This window comes from uncultured Abiotrophia sp., assembly GCF_963520105.1.
GTDB lineage: Bacteria > Bacillota > Bacilli > Lactobacillales > Aerococcaceae > Abiotrophia.
On record NZ_CAUQPN010000003.1, the window covers coordinates 134,831 to 157,386 of the forward strand.

The following is a 22,556-nucleotide window of genomic DNA, read 5'->3' on the forward strand; positions in this document are numbered from 1 at the left end:
CCATGAAACTTAGCAACAAATTCTGGCGTGGCCTCCTGATTAGCCTGACTGTGGTCTTAATAGGCCTGGCTGGCCTGACGCCAAACAGTGTAGGCGCCCAAGATAATAAAGTGCCTGCGGCTCCAACTCTCAACATGGACCAAACCCAACGCGTGGGGACGGATACCATGGGCTATGTCACCATTCCGGCCGACTTTAGCCAGACCAAGGACGAGGAAAAATATAAGGAATGGGCCAATGCCGACGGTAGCATTACGGTCATCTTGCGTTCCCTGGATCCTCATCAGCCAGTGGCAGATGCCCCTGACAACTCAGACGTCTACCTCTATACCATGGGCTATCTGGGTGAGGAAATGGGCAAGCGCAATGCCGGCTATGTCGCTGTCGACCGAATCAAGGCCGATGATCCTAAGGCAGGTATGACGCTCACAGCGACCATCCTACTTGAAATGGATGGCAAAAAAGTCCCTACCCTGATGAATTACAATCTAGCCCCTGCTAGCACAGGCGCCAAATTGCTTTTGATTCGCGTCTACAACTTTAATAAGGACAGCATCGACAAGTTACTACCAACCCTCACCAAAACTTGGTCTGATACCAAGTAAGTCAACGAAAGGAGTTTCCAATGAAACGATCTATCCCTCTATTAGCTTTGGTTAGCTTAGCCTTGGCCGGTCAATTAGCCTTAACTACAGTAGCTCAAGCCACTGAATCGAGTGCTGCAAGTAGCACCAGCCAAGAATCAGCCAAGGAGTCAAGCAAAGACTCATTTTTCAAAAAATCTAACGAATCCCAAGCTAAATTAGTCCAAGTAGGCCTCCCTAATGCCGGCTACTTCAACCTTCCTGGTAATTTCCAAGAACAAAAAGGCGATACCAAGGATACCACCATTCACTACCTGGACAAAGACAATCAAGAAGAACTCTACATCGATATCCAAGACGTCAAGGAAGGCGACCTGCCTGAAGCATTCAAAAAACTCAAGCCACTGGACTATATGGCCCAAAATGACATGTCCGTCTACGCCTTCAAAGCCCATGGCAAAAAGGTGACGACTGTCCCTGTTAACCTAGGCAAACCTTTGGGTTATGTTTATCAAATTGATGTGACCAAATCAGATGATAGCCGGTCCGTCATCATTGACTTCGCCCATCCTGATGATGCCAACCGTATCGTGCGCTTGACCTTCTTCAGCTCTAATGAAGAATCCCTTAAAAACTTAGTTAAGCACTTAGAAAAATGGCAAGCTAAGCCAGCCAACTAGTAGAAAGGATGAATCACATGACTAAAAAATTATTGAAAAACGTCCTCTTAAGTTTGGCTTTAGCTACTAGCTTAGCGCCAACTGCTATCTTAGCCGAAGAACAAAGTCAGCAGGACAACACTTCTTCCGTTGAGTCTATCTCTAAGCTACGCGAAGAAGCTAAGAAAGAAGTTTACAATGAAGGCAAGTCCCAACGTGTTGGGAGCGATCTAACAGGTTGGGTCAATGTCCCAGAAGATTTTAAAGAGTTCACTAAATACAAGGAGGAAAATGAGGGTAGACTGCTTCAATACGACCGCAATAACGAAGATGTCGTGGTCACCCTTGAGAAACTAGATGCCTATCCGCGCGAAAAAGTGGCCGAATTCATGAAAAAGGCTACTGATCTTGAACTACACGCAAAGGATAAGGTATTCCATATCAACTCTACCTTGACCCCTTACTTTATCGAGATCACTAAGACTAAGTTGCCTTTTGCTGATGAAGCCATCAGAATTCAGGCAAAATACGGGCCAAACGATAATCCCGACTTATCTAGCCAAATCGTCTACTATGTCTTCGCACCAAATGACCAAAAAGATCAATACTATGTGGTATCAGTCGTTTCTTATATCACAGATGACGCCTTCATCAAAAACCAAGCGGAACCAGTCATCAAGACCTGGTCACCTACAAAATAAGTCAAAAGCGACCGGCAAAGCCGGCCGCTTTTTTGTTGGGTGAAGTTTCTGGCTTTTCTCAGCTGCTGACTGAGCTAGTGGGCCACTGGCTTCTGGCTTTTTCACGGTTTTCCGCCCTTTTTCACGGTTTCCGGCCCAGCTAGTGGTCCACTCTCCAAAGTGGATTACTGGCTCCTGACTTTTTCCCGGTTTTCCGCCCTTTTCCCCGGTTTCTGACCGAGCTAGTGGTCCACTCTCCAGAGTGGACCACTGGCTCCTGGCTTTTTCCCGGTTTTCCGCCCTTTTCCCCGGTTTCTGTCTGAGCTAGTGGTCCACTCGACGGAGTGGACCACTGGCTCCTAACTTTTCCCCGGTTTGCGGGCCTTTTCCCAGTTTCCCGCCGAGCTAGTGGTCCACTCGACGGAGTGGACCACTGGCTCCTAGCTTTTTCCCGGTTTTCGGGCCTTTTCCCGATTTCCGACCCAGCTAGTGGTCCACTCTTCAAAGTGGGCCACTAGCACATGGCTTTCTTTCGAATTTCTGACCTGGCTCGCGCCTTTTCCTCAGTAACAGAACAAAAAAGAGGCCGGATTCATAGAATCTAAGCCTCTAGCTTTTTCTTAAGCCCAGTGGGCGATAATCTCTAAACCAAAGTGGTCGCTGACGACAGGACCGCGCTGGCCGTCTAAGACGACGCGGTAGCTGTCTACCACAAAGTCTTGGCTCAAGAAGGCCAAGTCAATTCGTAGCTGGTCCACATTGCCTTCCCAGCCATCAATGGCTTTCTCGACAGTAAACTCGCCCTCTTTTTCCTTAGCCACTAGGAAAGCATCCTGGAGCTTAAGGTCGCTGGCAGCAATCAGATCATAACCTTCCTGGCGTTTATCAGCCGGATTGTTGAAGTCGCCCATCAGAATCAACGGCAACTCAGCATGGCCACGTAGGATGGTTTCCGTCTTCTTCCATTCATAGCCAAAGCTAATGTCACTATCAGGATCCCACCAGGAGAAATGGCCGCTGGCTACTTGCAGAGCTCGCTCGCCAATATGAGTCTGCGCTCGCAAAAGGACGCGAGTATGATAGTCAGTCCGGTCTTGGATGGCAGACACCCAATAAGCTTCTGGCTGTAATGGCTCCTTAGACAAGATGGCCACACCCTCATCATAGCGATCAAAGCCAATGTGGGCATCTGCCCAGGCCCAGTAGTAGGCCTTGCCAGCTTGGCGCAAGCCCTCTACTAAGAGACGGGCAAAGTTATCTTCCTTAATGGAACGTTGCTTAGCCACCGGACAGAAATAAGCATCTGGCTCCCAGAGAGGCGCCGTCATGGTTTGGTTGACTTCTTGCAAGGTAATCAGGTCATAGTCGCCTGCTAGGATGAAGTCAATCAACTCCCCTAGCTTGCGCTCCTGCTCCTCTTCAATCCAACTATGGGTATTGAGGTCCAATAATTTCATAATTTACCTCCTATGAAAAAAAGGTCAAAGAGTGGTGCGAGCCACTCTTTCAACCTTTTTGTAATAATTAATGACTTAAAGCGTCTTGGATGTCTGATTTGAGGACATCGGCTTTAGGACCGTAGATAGCTTGTACCCCAGTGTCTTTGAGGACTAAGCCCATAGCACCGGCTTTCTTCCAAGCTTCTTCAGAACCAACCTTGCTTTGATCCTTAACAGAGACACGTAGACGGGTCATGCAGGCGTCAACATCCACGATGTTTTCGCGACCACCTAAGAGTTCGATGATGGTGGTTACTTGTTCGTCAGCTGGTTTTGCTTCACCTGAATCTTTGCTGTCGGTAGTACCGGAATCGTAGTTCCCGTTACGGCCTGGAGTTGCAAAGTTAAACTTCTTAATCATGAAGTCAGCGATGAAGTACATAATCACTGCGAAGGCTACAGTTGTTACAACAAAGCGAACTAAGTCCATAGCCAAACCTGCTTGAATGGTCATCGGTGTACGAGTTAAGAGCTCAATAGAACCGAAGGAGTGAACACGTAATGGCCAGACATCTGCCATAGCGAAGGAAGCCCCTTGAACCACTGCATATACCAAGTATAATGGCATTGCCGCGAACATGAAGAGGAACTCGATTGGCTCGGTTACCCCTGTTAAGAAGACAGCCAAGCAGATAGAGATAAACATGGTGCGGTATTCAGCCAATTTATCCTTATCTACGTTACGGTACATAGCGAAAGCCAAGCCCATGAGGGTCCCCATAGAACCAATCATTTGACCCACTTTGAAACGAGCTGGAGTCCAGTTTTTCAAGATGTGGTCGACTTGAGACATGTCGCCAATGTTGCGGAAGTGAGCTAAGTCAGATGCCCATGCTAACCAGAGTGGGTCTTGACCGCGAACGATTTCACCAATCTTGTCACCAGACAGGATTTGGTAAACCCCACCTAAGTCGGTGTAGTTGATTGGGATAGTTAACATGTGGTGGAGACCGAATGGTAAGAGCAGACGCTCCAAGGTCCCGAAGACAAATGGTGACACAATTGGTGCAGAGTCTTGCGAAGTCGCAATCCAGAGACCAAAGTTGTTAATCCCGATTTGGATAAATGGCCATACAACTGCCATTACTAAAGAAGTAATCACTGACCATAAGATAATTACAAACGGTACGAAACGTTTCCCGTTGAAGAAGGCCAAGGCATCAGGCAACTTACGGAAGTTGTAGTACTTGTTGTAGGCGTTAGCCCCTAAGAAACCTGAGATAATCCCTACGAATACCCCCATGTTAAGTGCAGGTGCACCCAACACGCTGGTGAAGAAACCTTTAACCATGATTGGTGTACCAAACAAGGTATGAGTGGTAGAAGCTTCATCTAAGAGCATCTTGTCGCTCACGTTGAAGACTGCACCCGTAATACGGTTAATGAGGATGAAGGCCAAACCTGCTGCGAAGGCACCGCCCGCACGGTCCTTAGCCCAGTTCCCCCCGATCGCAAGCGCGAAGAGAATGTGCAAGTTAACAATGATTGCCCAACCGATGTTTTCTAAGACACCACCGGTAGTAACTAAAAATGGAATAGACGCAAAGCTGATCGCTAAGGTTTTCCCGATACTGATCATCAGACCAGCTGCTGGCATAACGGCAATAACGACCATGAGGGCTTTACCGAACTTTTGCCAGAACTCAAAACTCAAGAATTTTTTCATCTTGTGTCTCCTTTCTATAAGTGCTAATTGTCTCTCTACCCTTCGCACATGTTGTCGGAATCTCAAGTTGGCAAAGTGACAATTCATAATAATGACATGAAGATTCCAACACGTACTTACACTTATATATTAGCGTTTACAAGTCTAAAAGTAAAGCTCATAAAGGGAAAGTTTTACGATTGATATCGGTATCATAAAAACTGACAAATTGCCTGCTGATATGGAGGCAAAAAAGGACTGGGCACCCTGGCTCAGTCCTTGTCATGCTCTTATTAAGCTTGTTTGAGGCGCTCAACTTCGCGCGCGATTTCCATTTCTTCGTTAGTTGGTACGTTAAGGACGGTAACCTTAGCACCTTCTGGTGAAATGATGGCTTCTTTACGTGTGTTGTTACGTTCAGTATCAATGTCACAACCGAACACGGTAATGCCTTTGATGACTTCCTCACGGATTTGGATGGAGTTCTCCCCAATCCCGGCAGTGAAGACAATGGCATCTACCCCGTTCATGACCGCAATGTACTGACCAATGTATTTTTGGATACGGTTGACGAAGATATCATGAGCCAATTGGGCACGTTCGTTGCCTTCACCAGCTGCTGATAAGATGTCACGCATATCGCTTGATACGCCAGAAATCCCTAAGAGACCTGACTTCTTGTTAAGGATGTTGACCATTTCAGCCACATCGCTAATGCCAAGTTTTTGCATCACGAAAGCGACTAAGGAAGCGTCGATATCCCCAGTACGGGTCCCCATGGTTAAACCTGCTAATGGTGTGAAGCCCATAGAAGTATCAACAGAGATCCCGCCGTCTACAGCAGTAATAGAAGCCCCGTTCCCTAAGTGGCAGGTAATAATCTTGAAGTCTTTGACGTCTTTGCCCATCATTTCAGCTGCACGACGTGCTACGTAGTGGTGGCTAGTCCCGTGCGCTCCATACTTACGAGCCTTGAATTTTTCATAGTACTCGTATGGTAAGCTGTAGAGGTAGTTAACCGCTGGCATAGTTGTATGGAAAGAAGTATCGAAGACAGCTGCCATAGTGATTTCTGGTAAACGTTCCTTGAAGGCGCGCATTACGGCAGCTTCCGCTGGGTTGTGGAGCGGTGCAAATTCGCCTAAGTCGGCAACTTGTTGGATGACCTCATCATTGATTAAGGCAGATTCCTTGAAGAGTTCGCCCCCTGCTACAACACGGTGACCAGCCCCGGTGATTTCGTGGTAGTCTTTGACAATCCCTAATTCGGTTAAGTGTTCGAATAAGAGTTCAACTGCCCGGTCGTGGGTCGCAATCTCTTCTACAAGTTCAAATTTTTGGTCGTCGCCGTATTCGATTGCGAAGATTGAGTTATCCAAACCAATCCGTTCTACCAAACCTTTTGCAACTACCGTTTCTTGTGGCATTTCAATTAATTGGAACTTCAAGCTTGAAGAACCAGCGTTAATCGCCATTGTTTTTGACATGGTCTTAATCGCTCCATTCTGAGTTTTAAATAATCGATACTCCTATTATAGCACCCTTGGCAAGCCTTTGCATAGAAAAGACATTAGAAAAACGCAAAAAAGTCAACTTTTTTCCCTTGAATCTATTTGACTAGAAATTTATAATAGGAACATAAGGTAAATACGTTTTCAATTCGCATTAAGGAGGTAATAAGAATGCGACGATTTATTAAGCTTATTTTGGCCTTAGGTTTGGTGCTAGGACTGACCCTACCTCTCAGCCAAGCATCCGCCCAAGATGATTACATCTATGGAGTACCTGTAGAGAATCTTGGCAACCGTACCTATGGACGTCCAAATGTAGATTTAGGACAAAACCCTGATAACTTCCAACTCGATGCTGCAAACAGCACCTTGATTTCTAACTCTGCAAGATACTCCGTCAGTTTCGAACAAATTCCGACCCAAACCATTCAACTGCAATCGGCTTACCCAGAAGAAGGGATTCGGACCATCTATGTCAATACTCGGGTAACAGTTAATACTGACCCAAGCAACGGCCTAGCCATTCGTGGTCACCAGTTCTACCTCTTCTATAACAAATTTGGGACCATTTCCCTGGCTTTCCCTAAATTAGCTTCCAATACCCTTCAAAAACCAGATCCTGCGACGCCTTATGTTGAGTACTTGGAGTCTGGCACCAAAAAACCTGACTACAATACCGTTCAGGCAGTGCCTGCTGATCAGGCTCCTTATCGGGTGGACACCAAAAACTTAAGCCCATTGACCTATCACAAACAAGCTGTCAATGCACCAAGTGATTACAGCCTAGAATTCACCAACTACACCATGTCCTTCAACTACCTCAACGATAGTAAGCAAAACACCTATCGCTTCCAAGTAGTCGACGGCCCAACCAAAGAAATTCGGGTCTACTCAGCAGATGGTTCTGGTATCCGGACGGTCAAGGTCAACACCCGCCTCATTCCACAAGCCATTGTCAATGGGAATGAGCGTCAATTCGGTTATACCTACTACCTCTTCCACAACAAGAATGGCACCATCTCCTTGGTAACTCCAAACTTCGCAGGCAACTACGGCCAAGGTGAAGAAGATGTCATGTCAGAATATGTGGTCAATCCATAAGATCTTTAGCAGACTGGGACTAGCTCCCAGTCTTTTTTTACACTTTCCTCAAGTCCGACAGTCTGTTATACTGTTAGCCATGAGGTGATGACATGGAATTTCTATTAGTCGGCGTCGGTGGCGCCTTAGGAGCTATCTTGCGCTATTTGCTAGGGCTCTTGCCTTATCAAGGCAGCTTCCCACTTAAGACTTGGGCCATCAACTTAGTGGGTAGTTTCTTGATTGGTTGGTTGAGCGCGCGCTTAGGGCGTCAATCCTGGTTCCCGGGCGATCAGTTGTTGCTTATCACCGGTCTCTGCGGTGGCTTTACCACCTTCTCCACCTTCAGCTTGGAGAATCTCAAACTCCTGCAGGCGGGCAACTTTCCCCAAGCCCTGCTCTATATGGGCAGCAGCCTAGTCCTAGGCTTAGCCTGTGTCGCTCTGGGCTACTACTTAGGCAAGCTATAAAATACCAAAAGGCTGGAAGCTCATTAGCTTCCAGCCTTTTTTATATCTATTAGATAGCAACCACATTAATGGCCTGCAAACCGCGCGATGTTTCTTGGACATCGTAGGAGACCGTTTGGCCTTCATTCAAGGTCTTGAAACCTTCCGCTTGGATATTCGAGAAATGTACAAAAACATCGACCCCGTCTTGACCTGAGATGAAGCCAAAGCCCTTATCGACGTTAAAGAATTTCACTGTACCGTTTAACATGACTTTCCTCCTTATTTTTTTATGGATTACATCATTCAAATAATCAAGAAGAAAGCAAAGCATCTTAATCATTTTCTTAATTAATCTACCACTCTGATACTATAATGGAACAAGTTCCAAAAGTAAAGTCTTTTTGCCTATTTATTTTAGGATTTGGCAAATTTCTCCTTGTCCCCCTTGAGACTTGGCGCTTATGGCGACCTATGCTACACTATAATAGAAGCAAAGGAGGGCTCCCATGTATAAGATTCTACTGGTCGAAGACGACCCCATTATCGCCCAATCCATCCAAAATATTCTGGCTACCTGGCACTATGAGGTCATTCTCGTCCAGGAATTTGATAAGGTCTTAGATCTCTATCTGCAAACCTCACCCCAGTTAGTCATTCTGGACATCACCCTGCCGCTCTTTAACGGCTACTACTGGTGCCAGGAAATCCGCAAAGTCTCCAATGTCCCGATTCTCTTCCTGTCCTCTCATGACCAAGCCACCGAAATCGTCATGTCCATCAATATGGGGGCGGACGATTACATTACCAAGCCTTTTGACAGCATGGTCCTGGTGGCCAAGATCCAAGGCCTCATGCGTCGGGCCTATGAGCTGACCGCCGAGACAGAGTTTTCCGAACATCACGGGGCCATGCTCAATCTCAAGACCACCCAACTCCACTACCAGGGCAACTTGGTGGATTTAACTAAGAACGAATTCCAGATTCTGCGGGTCCTCTTCGCCTCAGCTGGCCACTATGTCAGTCGCGACCAACTCATGCAGGAACTCTGGTCCAGTGAAGTCTTCATCGACGACAACACCCTCAGTGTTAACATGGCCCGTCTCCGTAAGAAATTAGAAGGCGTGGGCCTAGAGGACTTCATCCACACCAAGAAAGGAATTGGCTACGGCCTGGTGACTGCTCATGAAGCCTAACTTTTTCTTATCCTGGCTACGCAACCGCCGCTGGCTACTAGTCAGCAGCCTCTTGCAAGACGGTCTACTGCTGATTTCGGCCTTTGCCTTTCCGCTATACCAGGACCTTGCCCTCTATATCTTGACCCTAAGCCTGGTCTTACAAGTGACCCTGGCATGCCTAGATGCCTGGAAGGAATGGCGCCACACTCAACGGGTTGAACTACAGCTGACCAATCACCAGCACCATCTTAAGGACTCCAACTCTACTTTGGCTGAGCAGACTATCTGGCAGGGCCTGCAAGAGGCTCACCACCAACTGCTCCAAGCCCAGCAAGCCTATCAAGCCAACTACCATGAACAACTGGATTACTATACCCTCTGGGCCCACCAGGTCAAAACACCCCTGTCGGCCGCCCAACTCCTAGTCGAGCAGCTGGATCCAACGGGTCCCCTCCGGCCCCTTTTGCAACAGGAACTCTTCAAGATTAGCCAATATGTCGACCTTGTCTTACACTATCTGCGTATGGATACCTTCCACCAAGATTTGCAGATAGAATCGGTCAAGATTCAGGACCTAGTCAATCAAGTGGTCAAAAAATACGCGAGCTTCTTTATCCATAAGCCCCTTACCCTGGAATTGCAAGGTCTGGACTATGTCTATGTGACCGACCGCAAGTGGCTGGAGCTGATTCTGGAGCAACTCCTGTCTAATGCTATCAAATACACCCCGCAAGGGACTATTAAGATTAGTATCCAAGAGGGGATCTTGACTATTGCCGACACTGGTATTGGTATCCAAGCCCAAGACATTCCTCGGGTCTTTGAGCGTGGTTTTACCGGCTTTAACGGCCGAGTTTCCCAACAATCCTCTGGCTTGGGCCTCTACCTCTGCAAGGCCATCGCCGCCAATCTAGGCATTGGTCTAAACCTTCAGTCCCAAGTGGGCCAAGGAACGCAAGTTCAATTGGACTTGAATCAAGCCCAATTAGCCCAAGATTAAGTCAGTCACTGCCAAAGTGACAATAATGTAAGATTAAACCGGAAATTGCAAGCCAAAGCTAAGGTAAGGCAATTTCCGGTTTTATATAATGAAACTATCAAATAACTCAAGAAGGAGTGACTGACATGACTTTACTAGATGTTCAACACGTACAAAAAACATATCATACACGATTTGGAGGCCAAGCCGTCCAAGCTCTTAAGGATATTCACTTTTCGATCGAAGCAGGTGAATATGTGGCCATTATGGGGGAATCAGGTTCTGGTAAGACCACCCTACTCAATATCTTGGCCCTTTTAGATCAGCCAACTAAGGGCCTGGTCTATCTCAACGGTCAAGACACCACTACCATTAAGCAAGCCGATGTGGCGGCCTTCCGCCGTAATGAGCTGGGCTTCGTCTTCCAAGACTTCAACCTCTTAGACACCCTATCCGTTAAGGACAACATGATCCTGCCCCTGGTCCTCTCCAACCAACCTGCCAAGCAAATGGATAGCCGGGTTAAGCCGGTCGCTAACCTACTAGGCATTGGCGACCTCTTAGACAAGTTCCCCTATGAATTATCAGGCGGGCAACAACAACGGGTAGCCATTGGCCGGGCAATTATTACCCAACCTTCTCTCTTATTAGCCGACGAACCGACAGGGGCCCTAGACTCCAAGTCCTCAGCCATGATTCTGGACCAGTTCGAAGCCATTAACCGCCAAGGCCAAACCATCCTCATGGTCACCCACTCAACGACGGCTGCCAGCAAGGCCAAGCGGGTCCTCTTCATTCGCGACGGTATTCTCTATCACCAACTCTTCCGTGGCGATAAGACCGACACCGCCTTCTTCCAACAAATCAGTGACACCCTGACCGCCATGGCAAGTCGAGGTGAGTAAGATGAGCAAAGTACTCTTTCCCTTAGCGATGGCCAACCTGCGCAAGAATTACCGTCTCTATGGGCCCTTCGCCCTGGCCTTCGTGACCTCGGTAGCCCTCCTCTATAACTTCATCACCCTGGCCTTTAATCCTAGCCTGTCTAGCCTGCGGGGAGGTCCTTCCATCGTGACCGTTCTGGCTCTGGGCATGATTATCCTAGCCATTACCGGGGCCGCTATTATCTGGTATGCTAACGGCTTCGTCTTCAAGCAAAGAACCAAGGAATACGGCCTCTACGGCATCCTAGGCCTTGAGCGCCGCCACCTACTCTCCCTCATGTGGATTGAAATCACCGTCTTCAGTGGCCTGTCGGCCCTAGTTGGGATTGCCAGTGGCGTCCTGGTCAACCGCCTGATTCTAGCCCTCTATCAGCGGATTATGGATTTGAGCCTAGAATTGGATACCAAGTTCCAGCCCCAATACTTGTGGACCTGCCTGACTTTAATCTTCCTCCTCTACTTAAGCCTCATTGTCATTAATAGCTGGCGGATTTTCCGCCTCAAGCCCCTGCAGTTAGTTCGTGAAAGTCGACGCGGGGAGAAGAAGGGCCGCTTTACCTGGCTCATCGCCTTAATTGGCTTAGGCCTCATGGGCTATGGCTACTACTTGGCCTTAAGCATTGAAAATGCCCTGGCTGCCATCATGGTCTTCTTCCTGGCGGTCCTCTTAGTAACAGCTGGGACCTACCTGCTCTTCCAGGCAGGCTCCATTACCCTGCTCAAGTTCCTCAAAGGCCGCAAGTCCTACTACTATAAGCCTGATAACTTTATTTCCACCTCTAACCTCATCTTCCGTATGCGTAAAAATGGGGTTGGACTGGCTACTATCTGCCTACTTTCCACCATGGCACTGGTGACCTTATCTGCGGGGATTTCCCTCTTCCTAGGGACTGAATCAGCCATTAACCGTTTCTATCCTACTGACTATAGTCTCAGCCTCAACTACTCCTATCAAGTGCCTAATGTGGATGCTAGCAAGACGCTAGAAGAGCAATTAAGTCAATTTGGTCAGAAATATCAACTAGACCTAGTAGATATGGATCATACCCACTACATCCAGGTCATTGGTAAATTCCATGGCCATGATTTTACCGGCCAAGAAGTTCATGTCGACAGCGAGACAGGCATGGTCAAACATGATAATCCAGATAAGGAAAGTGCCACCCTCAATATTATCAGCCTAGCCGACTATAATCACTTAAGTGGTCAAAACTATCAATTGGCAGCCAACCAAGTCCTCTGGTTTGACAATCAAGCTAGCGCGGCCGACCGCAAGAATCAAGAGATCCAAGTGGCAGGCCAAAACTTCCAGATTCAAGAACACCTGACCTCTAACCTCTTGGAGACTAAGGCACCAGACTTCACAATGAACTTTGTGGATCACCGGACCCTCTTAGTCGTCTCCGACCTGTCCGTCATCCAAGACAAGCTGGCAGGCACCAACTTCATTAGTCGTTACACGGTTTATGCCAATAGCCAGGCCAGTCACGACCAACAACTAGCTTCTGCCGAGCATCTTGAAGAAGTGCTCAAGACAGTGCATGTTGATGAAGGCATTCCCGTTAATGCCTCCTTCCTGGTTAAGGCGGAAATCCGCGACTCCTACATGCAGATGATTGGTTCTATCTTCTTCATCGGTATCTTCCTAGCAGCTATCTTCCTACTGGGCCTAGCCTTGACCATCTACTACAAGCAAATTTCTGAAGGCCTGGAAGACGCGGATCGCTTTGAAATCCTTCAAAAGGTCGGCCTGACCAAGCAAGCCATCCACAAGACCATCCGCAAGCAAATCACTGTGGTCTTCTTCGCCCCAATTATCTTGGCCCTCTGCCACCTGGCGGGAGCCTATCACATGATGAGTCTAATCCTGCGCTTGATTTCCGCTATGCGCCTGGAAGATATCTTGCTGCCAACCATCGGCACCGCCCTGGCCATCACCCTCTTCTACTTCCTAGTCTTCTTGATTACTTCACGTAGCTACGAGAAGATTGTCTCCAGCAAAAGTTAGGAGGTCCTTGCCATGAGCCGCTTACTTCAAATTCCACGCGCTATCAAGCTTCTGGCCCTCTGCCTTCTATCGCTAGTCCTGGGCTTGCTAGTCTTTGTCAAGCTCAGCCTTCACATCTGGCTGGCCCACTTAGGAGGCAAATTGGCCCTGATAACAGCTGGAATCTTAGCGCTTGGCCTAGCCCATCTCCTCTTGACTTAATAGCACTAGAGCAAAAGAGACAGACCCCTTAGAAGGTCTGTCTCTTTTGGCTTATAATTTGAGTTCTGGATGAGCTTGCAGGTAGTCGGCAATGGCTGCCACGTCCTTGTCCCCACGACCAGAGACATTGACGATAATGATTTGATCAGGTGACATCTGAGGGGCACGTTTAATGACTTCCGCTAGGGCGTGAGAGCTCTCAATAGCTGGAATAATGCCTTCCAGACGGGTTAAGAGTAAGAGGGCCTGAACAGCTTCGGCATCCGTTGCTGGCACATATTGAGCCCGGCCTGCATCTTTGAGATAGGCATGTTCTGGCCCTACCCCAGGATAGTCCAGCCCTGGCGAGATGGAATAGACTGGCATCACTGAGCCATCTTCATTGAAAAGGGCATAGGTCTTCATGCCATCCACAACCCCGACAGTCCCCAGGGTCAAGGTCGCCGCATGACGGTCGGTCTGGAGACCATGGCCAGCTGCTTCAACCCCTACTAGAGCTACCTGGCTATCAGGTAAGAATTCAGCAAAGGCCCCGATGGCATTGGAGCCGCCCCCCACACAGGCAATGACCATGTCAGGCAGGCGCCCTTCTTTTTCCAGAATCTGGCGACGAGCTTCTTGGCTAATGACCTTCTGGAAGTCTTTGACCATGGAAGGATAAGGGTGAGGGCCCACTGCCGACCCTAGGACATAGAAGGTGTCCTCAATGCCTTGAATCCATGCGCCAAAGGCGGCGTCAACGGCTTCCTTGAGGGTTCGCTCCCCTTCTTGCACGGCATGGACGGTGGCCCCCAGCATTTCCATACGGAAGACATTGAGACGCTGACGCTCTACGTCCAAAGCGCCCATGTAGACATCGCATTCCATACCAAACTTGGCAGCAGCCGCCGCAGTCGCCACCCCATGTTGACCAGCCCCAGTTTCAGCAATGACCTTCTTCTTGCCCATACGCTTAGCCAATAGGATTTGCCCGATGACGTTGTTGAGTTTGTGGGCCCCCAAGTGATTGAGGTCTTCACGCTTGAGGTAAATCTTAGCCCCGCCCAAATGTTGGGTCAAACTCTCCGCATAGTAGAGCGGGGTCTCACGACCTGAGTAGTCCTTGAGATAATGGTGGTATTCAGCCAGAAACTCTGGGTCATCCTTGTAGCGGTCATAGGCTTCCGCTAATTGGTCCAAGGCTTCTTGTACAAGTGGTGGGACATAGCTACCGCCAAATTCTCCGAAAAAGCCTGTTGGTGTTTGTGTTAATTCTTGTGTCATAAGGGATTCCTCCTCTAATTTTGCTTGTCTATCTAATCAAAAGTCAAAGCTAGCTAAGATACAAAAAGAGCCACATAGTAGCGACTATGCGGCTCTTAATCTCCTGATCGGGAACAAATTCGCCAACATAGATGCATCTTAGACCACGCTAAAAGTTGCATCTATGTTCCAGAACATACACACAACTTATCTATGCCAGCTTTGCCAACTTTGAGTTGCAGTAAATGTCATGGCGAATGCCCTCCTTCTCTCTCATTTGATTCTCATTATACACCTTTTTTCTCAGAATGCAAGCCTAAATTTCAAAATAAGAAGCCCCAGCTCTCGAATGAAAGCTGGGGCTGGTCTTATCTGACTAGGCTTTAGTCTTCATCTGTCGCTTGGCGCTTGCGCGTCGCAACTAGGCCGACACTTGCTAAGATAGTCAAGGCCACACCTGAGAAGAAGCTATAGTCTGGGGCTTCACCAGTTGCTGGTAAGAGCCCTTGTCTTTGCACCTCTGGCTCACTTGGAGCGACTGGCACTGGCACAACGGTTGGCACATATTGTGCGGTCACCTTGCGCCCGTTGCGGTCAACCCGAACTACTTTCACACCACTTGCTTGGCCTAAGAAGCCTGCTTCTGGTGTGAAGGTCACAGAACCATCTGGGTTAAGAACATAAGTCCCTTCCCCTGGTACGGTTAATTCAGTTTGACCATTTTCGAAGGTAGCTGGGATGGTTAGATCCACATCGCCTTCAAAGACTGGCGTCCCGGTTTGTTTTTCACCTGGGTAGCCGGTTGAAGTCGTATCTTGTGTCTTGGCTTGTCCGTAAACGGTTGGAATGTACTGAATCTTCAGTTCTTTCCCGTTGACATCACGACGGATAACGGTAATTGGTGTCGCTTGTCCAACAAAGTCTGCTTCTGGCGTGAAGGTCACTTGCCCTGTCTCAGGGTTGACGGTGTAAGTCCCTTGTCCTGGAACGGTCACGCTGGTGACCCCACCTTCAAGGTAAGCTGGAACTTTGGTATCCACTTGGCCCTTGAAGTCTGGTAACTTGCTTTGACTTTGACCCTTCATGCCCTCGCTAGTCACGCTAGCGTTGACAACTGGTGAGTAAGTCGCTTCAGCAGTTGTCCCGTTTACGTCAGTGGCTTGAACACGAGCTGGGACTGGTTGACCGACATAACCTGGATTTGGTGTGAAGGTCACGGTTCCGTCTTGGGCTAAGCTGTAGGTCCCGACTTGCTTGCCATCTTGGTCTAGGGCTGGAATAGTGGTGTCAGCCACAGCTTGGCCATTGACCACAAACTTGAGGCTGCCTGGAACTAAGTCAACGCTTTGTTCAGTGTCGTCAATATTGGCAGAACCTGGTACAAACTTAACTTGACCCGTTTGGGCTTGGTTAACCACGCCTGAAGAGTAGTCGTTGTTAGCAGCTGGTTTAACTGGGATAATGGTCGCTTGGTAAGTAGCCGTCACTGGGGTACCGTTCTTATCGACGCGTTTAACCGTCAATGGTGAACCTTGGCCCGTGAAGGTCTTCTCTGGAACAAACTCGATGGAGCCATCTGCTTGGATGGTGTAGACCCCTTCGCCGATGACGGTCTTAGTGGTGGTGCCGTCTTCGAAGGTCATTGGCACGGTATCATCCATTGGCACCGATGAATTCCCTGGCGTAAAGACTGGACGAGCCGTTTGTTTCTTGCCCTGCACTCCAGTTGAAGTGGCTGGCGTGCTAGTTGGCGTTACCTTGGTCACAGATGGAGTGTAAGTCGCGGTGACTGGTGTACCGTTCTTGTCTACACGTTTGACCGTGACAGGAGCTGGTGTCCCTACGTATTGCTTGTCTGGCGTGAAAGTAATGGAACCATCTGGGTTGATGGTGTAGACACCGACGTTTGGCACAGTCTTAGTGCTTGAGCCATCCTCGAAGGTCATTGGACTATCCACATCGATTGGCACTGCTGGGTCACCTGGAGTGAAGACTGGCGTCGCTGTCTGTGGTTGACCTTGAACACCTGTCGAAGTCGCTGGTGTGCTGGTTGGTATTACCTTAGTCACGGTTGGGGTGTAAGTTGCGGTGACTGGTGTACCGTTCTTGTCGACACGTTTAACTGTCACCGGATCTGGAGTCCCAACATATTGCTTGTCTGGGGTGAAGGTAATGGAACCATCTGGGTTGATAGTGTAGACACCGACGTTTGGCACAGTCTTAGTGCTTGAGCCATCCTCGAAGGTCATTGGGCTATCCGCATCAATTGGTACCAATGGGTTCCCTTCAGTAAAGGTTGGCGTGCCCTTTTGTGGTTGACCTTGAACACCATTTGATTCAGCGTTGGTGCTGGTTGGCGTTACCTTGGTTACGGTTGGAGTGTAGGTAGCCGTTACTTCCGTACCGTTCTTGTCGACACGTTTAACTGTCACCGGATCTGGGGTCCCAACATATTGCTTGTCTGGGGTGAAGGTAATGGAGCCATCTGGGTTGATGGAGTACTCACCTACACCTGGAACCTTCTTCGTGCTTGAACCGTCTTGGAAAGTCATTGGACTATCCACATCGATTGGCACGGCTGAGTCACCTGGGGTGAAGACTGGGTTGCCGGTTTGTGGCATACCTTGGACACCTGTTGAAGTGGCTGGCGTGCTGGTTGGTGTTACCTTAGTCACGGTTGGAGTATAAGTAGCAGTCACAGGTGTCCCGTTCTTGTCTACACGTTTGATAGTGACTGGGGCTGGTGTCCCTACGTATTGCTTGTCTGGCGTGAAAGTAATGGAACCATCTGGGTTGATGGAGTACTCACCTACACCTGGAACCTTCTTCGTGCTTGAACCGTCTTCGAAAGTCATTGGGCTATCCAAGTCGATTGGCACGGCTGAGTCACCTGGTGTGAAGACTGGGGTTCCTGTTTGTGGAACGCCTTGAACACCATTCGATGTGGCATCAGTACTTGTTGGCGTTACCTTGGTCACAGTTGGGGTGTACTTAGCGGTGACTTCAGTACCGTTCTTGTCCACGCGTTTAACAGTGACTGGTGCTGGGGTCCCAACGTATTGCTTATCTGGGGTAAAGGTAATCGTACCATCTGGGTTAATGGTGTAGACCCCGACACCTGGCACCGTCTTAGTTGGCTGGCCATCTTCAAAGGTCATTGGGCTATCCAAATCGATTGGCACTGCTGGGTCACCTGGAGTGAAGACTGGCGTCGCTGTCTGTGGTTGACCTTGGACACCTGTAGAAGTCGCTGGTGTGCTAGTTGGTGTTACCTTAGTCACGGTTGGCGTATACTTAGCCGTTACTTCAGTCCCATTCTTGTCTACGCGTTTTACAACTACAGGATCTGGCGTCCCAACATACTGCTTATCTGGCGTAAAGGTAATAGAGCCATCTGACTCAATGACATAGGTCCCAACATTTGGCACCTTCTTAGTGCTTAAGCCATCCTCGAAGGTCATTGGTTTCGTGTCATCAAGTGGTACTAATGGGTTCCCTTCAGTAAAGGTTGGGGTGCCCTTTTGCGGTTGACCTTGAACACCACTTGACTCAGCGTTGGTGCTGGTTGGCGTTACTCGCGTAACTGTTGGTGTGTAAGTAGCAGTCACTTCCGTACCGTTCTTATCCACACGTTTAACAGTAACTGGGGCTGGTGTTCCCACATACTGCTTGTCTGGGGTAAAGGTAATGGTCCCATCTGGGTTGATTGAATATTCCCCTACACCTTGAACTGTCTTCTTAGGCTGACCATCTTCAAAAGTCATTGGCGAATCCATATCAATTGGAACCGCAGGATCCCCTTCCTTGAAGACTGGCGTTCCTGTTTGTGGCACACCTTGAGGACCTGTTGAGGTAGCCGGGCTGCTGCTTGGAGTGACCTTGGTCACGTTAGGTGTATAAGTAGCAGTCACTTCCGTGCCATTGGTATCGACGCGTTTAACCTTCACTGGAGTCGCCTTTCCAGTAAATTGCTTAAGTGGTTGGAAGGTAATGGTGCCATCTGAATTGATGGTATAAGTTCCTTCATTGGCTACAACTAAAGTATCCGTCCCATTTTCAAAGGTCATTGGTTTTGCCATATCAATCGGCACAGCCTGATCACCTGGGGTGAAAGTCGGCTTGCCACTTTGTGGTTGACCTTGCAGGCCAGTTGACTCAGCATTGGTGCTGGTTGGGGTTACTCGCGTAACTGTTGGGGTGTAAGTGGCCGTCACTTCGGTACCGTTGGTATCGACACGTTTGACAGTAACTGGAGCTGGTGTCCCCACATATTGCTTGTCTGGCGTGAAAGTAATCGTGCCGTCCGACTCAATGACATAAGTCCCGACCTTATCCACTTTCTTAGTTTTTTGACCATCATCAAAGGTCATGTCTTTGGTCATATCAATCGGTACAGCCTTGTCACCTGGAGTGAAGGTTGGCTTGCCACTTTGTGGTTGACCTTGCAGGCCGCTTGAGACTGCATTGGTACTTTTTGGCGTCACTTCCGTCACAGTTGGCGTATAGGTCGCCGTCACTTCGGTACCATTCTCGTCAACTCGTTTGACCGTCACTGGTGCAGGAGTCCCCACATATTTCTTATCTGGTGTAAAGGTAATGGAGCCATCTGAATTGATGGTATATTCCCCAACTCCGGCAACCGTCTTCTTAGGTTGACCATCGTCAAAGGTCATTTGCTTGCTGTAGTCGATTGGGACCGCTGGATCGCCTTCCTTGAAGACTGGCGTCCCTGTTTGTGGCACACCTTGAGGACCTGATGAAGTGGCTGGTGTGCTACTTGGTGTGACCTTGGTCACGTTAGGTGTATAAGTAGCGGTCACTTCGGTACCATTAGCATCTACACGTTTAACCGTCACTGGAGTCGCCTTACCAGTGAATTGTTTCTCTGGCTTAAAGGTGATGGAACCATCTGCATTAATGGTATAAGTCCCTTGATCTGCTACTACCAAGGTGTCAGTCCCATTTTCAAAGGTCATTGGTTTAGCCATATCAATCGGCACGGCTTGGTCACCTGGGTTGAAGCTTGGCTTACCACTTTGTGGCTGACCTTGAAGGCCGGTTGACTCCGCATTGGTGCTGGTTGGCGTCACCTGGGTTACCTTAGGTTGGTAACGCGCCCGGTGTGGTTTACCATCTGTATCATTGACTTGAACCACCACTGGGTCTGGCGTGCCATAAAAGTTTTTGTTAGGCTTGAAAGTCACTTGGCCGGTGTTTGGATCCAATTCATAGGTCCCGACTTGCTGGCCATTGGCCATGGCAGGCACTGTGTTACCAACTACTGGCTGACCACTGGCATTCACAAAGCTAGCAGGACGGGACGCGTCTGGTGTGACAGGAGTCGCACTGGTATCATCATCGTTAAAGACTAGCATTTTGTTTTGATCTAGCCCTTGAATGCCAGTCGTTTCATAGTTAGGAATCTTCCGAACGGTTGGCACATAACGACCGTCCATAGTGGATAATTGGTCATTCTTATTAGGGTCAGACGCATCAGTAGAATTCCAACCAGTCGAGGTGCCGTTGCTGTCAGTCCAACGAATGTTGATTCCCTCAGCAGTTCCAGAAAAGGCCGCATTTGGCGTGAAGGCTACTTGCACGTCATTGCCATTGCTGGTCACCACATAGGTCCCTTCTGGACGAATATAAGTCGTGCCATCCGCTGACTGCAAAACATTGCCCTGATTGTCTAAGACTTGAGGCGCTTGGCTACTCATGGTAGTCGTGGCATTATTATCATCTCTGCTCCCCCCACTTGTAGTAAAGTGTAGGGTCGCATTCTGAGTTTCACCCGTGAAGCCATCCGTTGTTTGCTTCTCGCCTTTTGGTGGGAAGATGCGGTGCAAGAGCATATCTTCTACTTCACCACTAAAGGCAATACCTGTTGGCTTCTCAATATCTCCCGCGTTAGTGGCAATACGGAAGCGCATGCCCAATTCATCAACTTGACCTCCATTAATGGCTGGATTGGCCTTAAAGGTCAAGGTATAGTCTCCAGCAGTCGTAACCTCTTGTAAGTTACTTGCTTCATCCTCATCGAAAACTCCATTTTTATTGAAGTCAATCCATGCCTTGACATAGGATTTAGCATTACCATTTGGATTAGCCTTAATTTTAATTGTATAGGTCCCATTTTTGGCCTTATCCAAGTCTAAGAGATCGTTAGACTTGCTTAATTGATCATCCGCAAGTAATTGACTCGCGCCTTCGTCATTGTGTTCCTTTTTATCATCCAGAAGCCAGTCATTAGCTGACTCAACATCAATATCAGCTGGTGTTGTCCCTAAATAAGGTTGATTAATAGGGGCGTTGGTCACTGAGTCACGTCCTGAAATGGTATGGAAGGCTTCGCCATAACTCTCAGGCGCATCACTCCCATCTACCACGAGGAAGCCCATCATCATGGCTTGTTGCCCAGATGATGCAACATAAAATCCTACTTCAGAGGCCCCACGCGTCATCACGACAGGAACCGTCCGTTCGTTAGAACGGTTTGGTCCGAAGACCTGAGTACCCAGACCTCCTGTCACAGTATCTGGACTGAGATATTTATACCAGTCTACGCTCTTATCTTTTAAGATTAAAAGACCCCTTAACCTAACGTCCTCATCATCCAACATTTTTTTGGTGATAACCGTATAAGCTTCTTTGGCCGGACTGCTCTTCTTCCATTCACCCATGTATTCCCAACCCGAACCATTAGTAGTAAAGATTGCGAATTCACCTGGGTTGGCATCTTCACCATCGGCCATAACCACCGTAGGGGCCACCCGCTTACCAAGATAGGTAGCCTCAATATCGAATTTTACCCCCCAGTTGGTAGAGTTTTTTGGATAAACCAATTGAGTCTTTCGATTCTGAGTATTGAAGCCTTGGTCACGTATGGTCGTCCATTGGTTCTGGGCTGCCCCTGTAACTGAAGGAGGTGGTGTTTTACCATAATCTCGCGCAGATTGTAAGAAACCATTCTCAGCGTTGGGGTTATAGGTCCCCTCTGTTGCAGTACCTGCGACCCGTTTTCTATAGATTTCAGTTGAGTTAAAAGGCTTGAGCTCTTTGACCGTTAAGGTCACTACATAGCCAGGTGAAATTTCCTTGGTGAAGGTAGTCCCTACTTGAAGACCGCCACGTGGATCCAAGTTTTTCCAACTTGCGCTATCTGAAAAATCAAGCCAACTAATTTGCTTAGCTAACTGAACACTGTCTTTCTTAACTGATTCATCCCAGCTTGGTTTATCAACCCGAGGCGTAGCAGTTGCATCGTCTGCTCCGGCAGGACCTGTCCCGATAGGAATCCCAGTCGCCCCACTATCGCGGAAACCTGTCCCCTTAGGGATGGTTTGGCCTTGGCTACTTGGCCGTGGCATAGCTGAGCTAGTAGGTTTGGCTACTGGCTTAACTGGATAGCCTGGTGTTTTCACCACTGGCTTGTCCGCTTGAGGTACGACTTCTGCTTTTACTTCAGGCTGTGCTGAGTCTGAAACCTCCTGTGCCGCTTCTTGACTCGTCTCGCTGGCCTGACTTTGCTGGTCTGCTTGGCTAGATGATTCTGATGCTTGACTTGAAGCCTCTAGCTCCTTAGCGCTTGACTCTGCAGCTTGGCTAGCTGCTTGCGACTGCTCCTGATCAGGTGATTGGCTCTCCGGCGCTACTGGCACTTGACTAGTACTTACCAAGTTACTGCTGTTGCTTAGCTCTTGAGCCGACACCACCGGCCCATTGGCAAAATAAATCCCGAAAGCAACCGCAACCGATGCAGCACCAAAGCTATACTTCTTAATGGAATAGCGCGTGATTTTTTCGCCCTTACGTTGGTCATTCATCAGTCGATTATTCTTACTGAACATTGACTCTTGTCCCCCTTAAACTTAATTCTACCAAATAGATGATCACTTTG

General features: G+C 48.5%; 15 protein-coding genes and 1 pseudogene. 10 read left to right on the forward strand and 6 right to left on the reverse strand.

From position 1 onward, the window contains the following. Positions 1 to 2: 2 nt before the first annotated feature. Genes RWO08_RS04935 through RWO08_RS04945 form a run of 3 tightly spaced genes read left to right on the forward strand, consistent with a single transcriptional unit; the run spans position 3 to position 1,944 of the window. Positions 3 to 605: a hypothetical protein gene (locus RWO08_RS04935; protein ID WP_314211372.1), complete on the forward strand. Its 603-nt coding sequence runs from the start codon at positions 3 to 5 to the stop codon at positions 603 to 605. 20 nt (positions 606 to 625) lie between these two features. Further along, positions 626 to 1,264: a hypothetical protein gene (locus tag RWO08_RS04940; protein WP_314211373.1), complete on the forward strand. Its 639-nt coding sequence runs from the start codon at positions 626 to 628 to the stop codon at positions 1,262 to 1,264. A 17-nt stretch (positions 1,265 to 1,281) separates the two neighbouring features. Continuing rightward, the gene (locus tag RWO08_RS04945; RefSeq protein WP_314211374.1) at positions 1,282 to 1,944 is read left to right on the forward strand and encodes a hypothetical protein; all 663 of its coding nucleotides are present in this window, start codon (positions 1,282 to 1,284) and stop codon (positions 1,942 to 1,944) included. Positions 1,945 to 2,543: 599 nt separating this feature from the next. Here RWO08_RS04945 and RWO08_RS04950 read toward each other — a convergent pair. From RWO08_RS04950 to RWO08_RS04960, 3 genes and pseudogenes are all read right to left on the reverse strand, one after another. Then, positions 2,544 to 3,380 (reverse strand): endonuclease/exonuclease/phosphatase family protein, encoded by an 837-nt coding sequence (locus RWO08_RS04950; protein ID WP_314211375.1) that lies wholly within the window; start codon positions 3,378 to 3,380, stop codon positions 2,544 to 2,546. 76 nt (positions 3,381 to 3,456) lie between these two features. Continuing rightward, positions 3,457 to 5,088, reverse strand: a pseudogene (locus RWO08_RS04955) (PTS transporter subunit IIBC); the annotation flags it as partial. A gap of 272 nt (positions 5,089 to 5,360) precedes the next feature. After that, complete coding sequence (locus tag RWO08_RS04960) at positions 5,361 to 6,554, reverse strand: acetate kinase (RefSeq protein WP_314211376.1); 1,194 nt, start codon at positions 6,552 to 6,554, stop codon at positions 5,361 to 5,363. 195 nt (positions 6,555 to 6,749) lie between these two features. Here RWO08_RS04960 and RWO08_RS04965 point away from each other — a divergent pair, with 195 nt between their 5' ends. After that, entirely contained in the window at positions 6,750 to 7,679 is a 930-nt protein-coding gene (locus RWO08_RS04965) for a hypothetical protein (protein ID WP_314211377.1), read from the forward strand. Between the two features lie 92 nt (positions 7,680 to 7,771). Then, complete coding sequence (crcB, locus tag RWO08_RS04970; RefSeq protein ID WP_314211378.1) at positions 7,772 to 8,128, forward strand: fluoride efflux transporter CrcB; 357 nt, start codon at positions 7,772 to 7,774, stop codon at positions 8,126 to 8,128. Between the two features lie 49 nt (positions 8,129 to 8,177). On the opposite strand, the gene RWO08_RS04975 is transcribed toward crcB, so the two are convergent. Further along, positions 8,178 to 8,378: a cold-shock protein gene (locus tag RWO08_RS04975; protein ID WP_303825169.1), complete on the reverse strand. Its 201-nt coding sequence runs from the start codon at positions 8,376 to 8,378 to the stop codon at positions 8,178 to 8,180. A 238-nt stretch (positions 8,379 to 8,616) separates the two neighbouring features. On the opposite strand from RWO08_RS04975, the gene RWO08_RS04980 reads away from it, so the two are divergent. From RWO08_RS04980 to RWO08_RS05000, 5 genes are all read left to right on the forward strand, one after another. Further along, complete coding sequence (locus RWO08_RS04980; RefSeq protein WP_314211379.1) at positions 8,617 to 9,303, forward strand: response regulator transcription factor; 687 nt, start codon at positions 8,617 to 8,619, stop codon at positions 9,301 to 9,303. After that, positions 9,293 to 10,285, forward strand: a complete 993-nt coding sequence (locus tag RWO08_RS04985) for a sensor histidine kinase (protein ID WP_314211380.1) — start codon at positions 9,293 to 9,295, stop codon at positions 10,283 to 10,285. Before RWO08_RS04980 ends, RWO08_RS04985 begins: the two co-directional genes overlap by 11 nt. 125 nt (positions 10,286 to 10,410) lie before the next feature. After that, the gene (locus tag RWO08_RS04990) at positions 10,411 to 11,169 is read left to right on the forward strand and encodes an ABC transporter ATP-binding protein (protein ID WP_023391891.1); all 759 of its coding nucleotides are present in this window, start codon (positions 10,411 to 10,413) and stop codon (positions 11,167 to 11,169) included. A gap of 1 nt (position 11,170) precedes the next feature. Then, complete coding sequence (locus RWO08_RS04995) at positions 11,171 to 13,216, forward strand: FtsX-like permease family protein (protein ID WP_314211381.1); 2,046 nt, start codon at positions 11,171 to 11,173, stop codon at positions 13,214 to 13,216. A 12-nt stretch (positions 13,217 to 13,228) separates the two neighbouring features. Beyond that, on the forward strand, positions 13,229 to 13,417 hold the full coding sequence (locus tag RWO08_RS05000; protein WP_314211382.1) for a hypothetical protein: 189 nt from the start codon (positions 13,229 to 13,231) through the stop codon (positions 13,415 to 13,417). A gap of 51 nt (positions 13,418 to 13,468) precedes the next feature. Here the strand turns inward: RWO08_RS05000 and trpB are convergent, their stop codons facing one another. Beyond that, complete coding sequence (trpB, locus tag RWO08_RS05005) at positions 13,469 to 14,680, reverse strand: tryptophan synthase subunit beta (RefSeq protein WP_314211383.1); 1,212 nt, start codon at positions 14,678 to 14,680, stop codon at positions 13,469 to 13,471. Positions 14,681 to 15,042: 362 nt separating this feature from the next. Then, complete coding sequence (locus tag RWO08_RS05010; RefSeq protein ID WP_314211384.1) at positions 15,043 to 22,506, reverse strand: CshA/CshB family fibrillar adhesin-related protein; 7,464 nt, start codon at positions 22,504 to 22,506, stop codon at positions 15,043 to 15,045. Between the last annotated feature and the right edge of the window lie 50 nt (positions 22,507 to 22,556).

Coding starts and splice junctions, on each gene's coding strand:
- RWO08_RS05000 (WP_314211382.1), top strand. CDS start 13,229: ATGAGCCGCTTACTTCAAATTCCACGCGCTATCAAGCTTCTGGCCCTC.
- trpB (WP_314211383.1), bottom strand. CDS start 14,680: ATGACACAAGAATTAACACAAACACCAACAGGCTTTTTCGGAGAATTT.
- RWO08_RS05010 (WP_314211384.1), bottom strand. CDS start 22,506: ATGTTCAGTAAGAATAATCGACTGATGAATGACCAACGTAAGGGCGAA.
- crcB (WP_314211378.1), top strand. CDS start 7,772: ATGGAATTTCTATTAGTCGGCGTCGGTGGCGCCTTAGGAGCTATCTTG.
- RWO08_RS04990 (WP_023391891.1), top strand. CDS start 10,411: ATGACTTTACTAGATGTTCAACACGTACAAAAAACATATCATACACGA.
- RWO08_RS04945 (WP_314211374.1), top strand. CDS start 1,282: ATGACTAAAAAATTATTGAAAAACGTCCTCTTAAGTTTGGCTTTAGCT.
- RWO08_RS04940 (WP_314211373.1), top strand. CDS start 626: ATGAAACGATCTATCCCTCTATTAGCTTTGGTTAGCTTAGCCTTGGCC.
- RWO08_RS04935 (WP_314211372.1), top strand. CDS start 3: ATGAAACTTAGCAACAAATTCTGGCGTGGCCTCCTGATTAGCCTGACT.
- RWO08_RS04985 (WP_314211380.1), top strand. CDS start 9,293: ATGAAGCCTAACTTTTTCTTATCCTGGCTACGCAACCGCCGCTGGCTA.
- RWO08_RS04965 (WP_314211377.1), top strand. CDS start 6,750: ATGCGACGATTTATTAAGCTTATTTTGGCCTTAGGTTTGGTGCTAGGA.
- RWO08_RS04975 (WP_303825169.1), bottom strand. CDS start 8,378: ATGTTAAACGGTACAGTGAAATTCTTTAACGTCGATAAGGGCTTTGGC.
- RWO08_RS04980 (WP_314211379.1), top strand. CDS start 8,617: ATGTATAAGATTCTACTGGTCGAAGACGACCCCATTATCGCCCAATCC.
- RWO08_RS04950 (WP_314211375.1), bottom strand. CDS start 3,380: ATGAAATTATTGGACCTCAATACCCATAGTTGGATTGAAGAGGAGCAG.
- RWO08_RS04995 (WP_314211381.1), top strand. CDS start 11,171: ATGAGCAAAGTACTCTTTCCCTTAGCGATGGCCAACCTGCGCAAGAAT.
- RWO08_RS04960 (WP_314211376.1), bottom strand. CDS start 6,554: ATGTCAAAAACAATGGCGATTAACGCTGGTTCTTCAAGCTTGAAGTTC.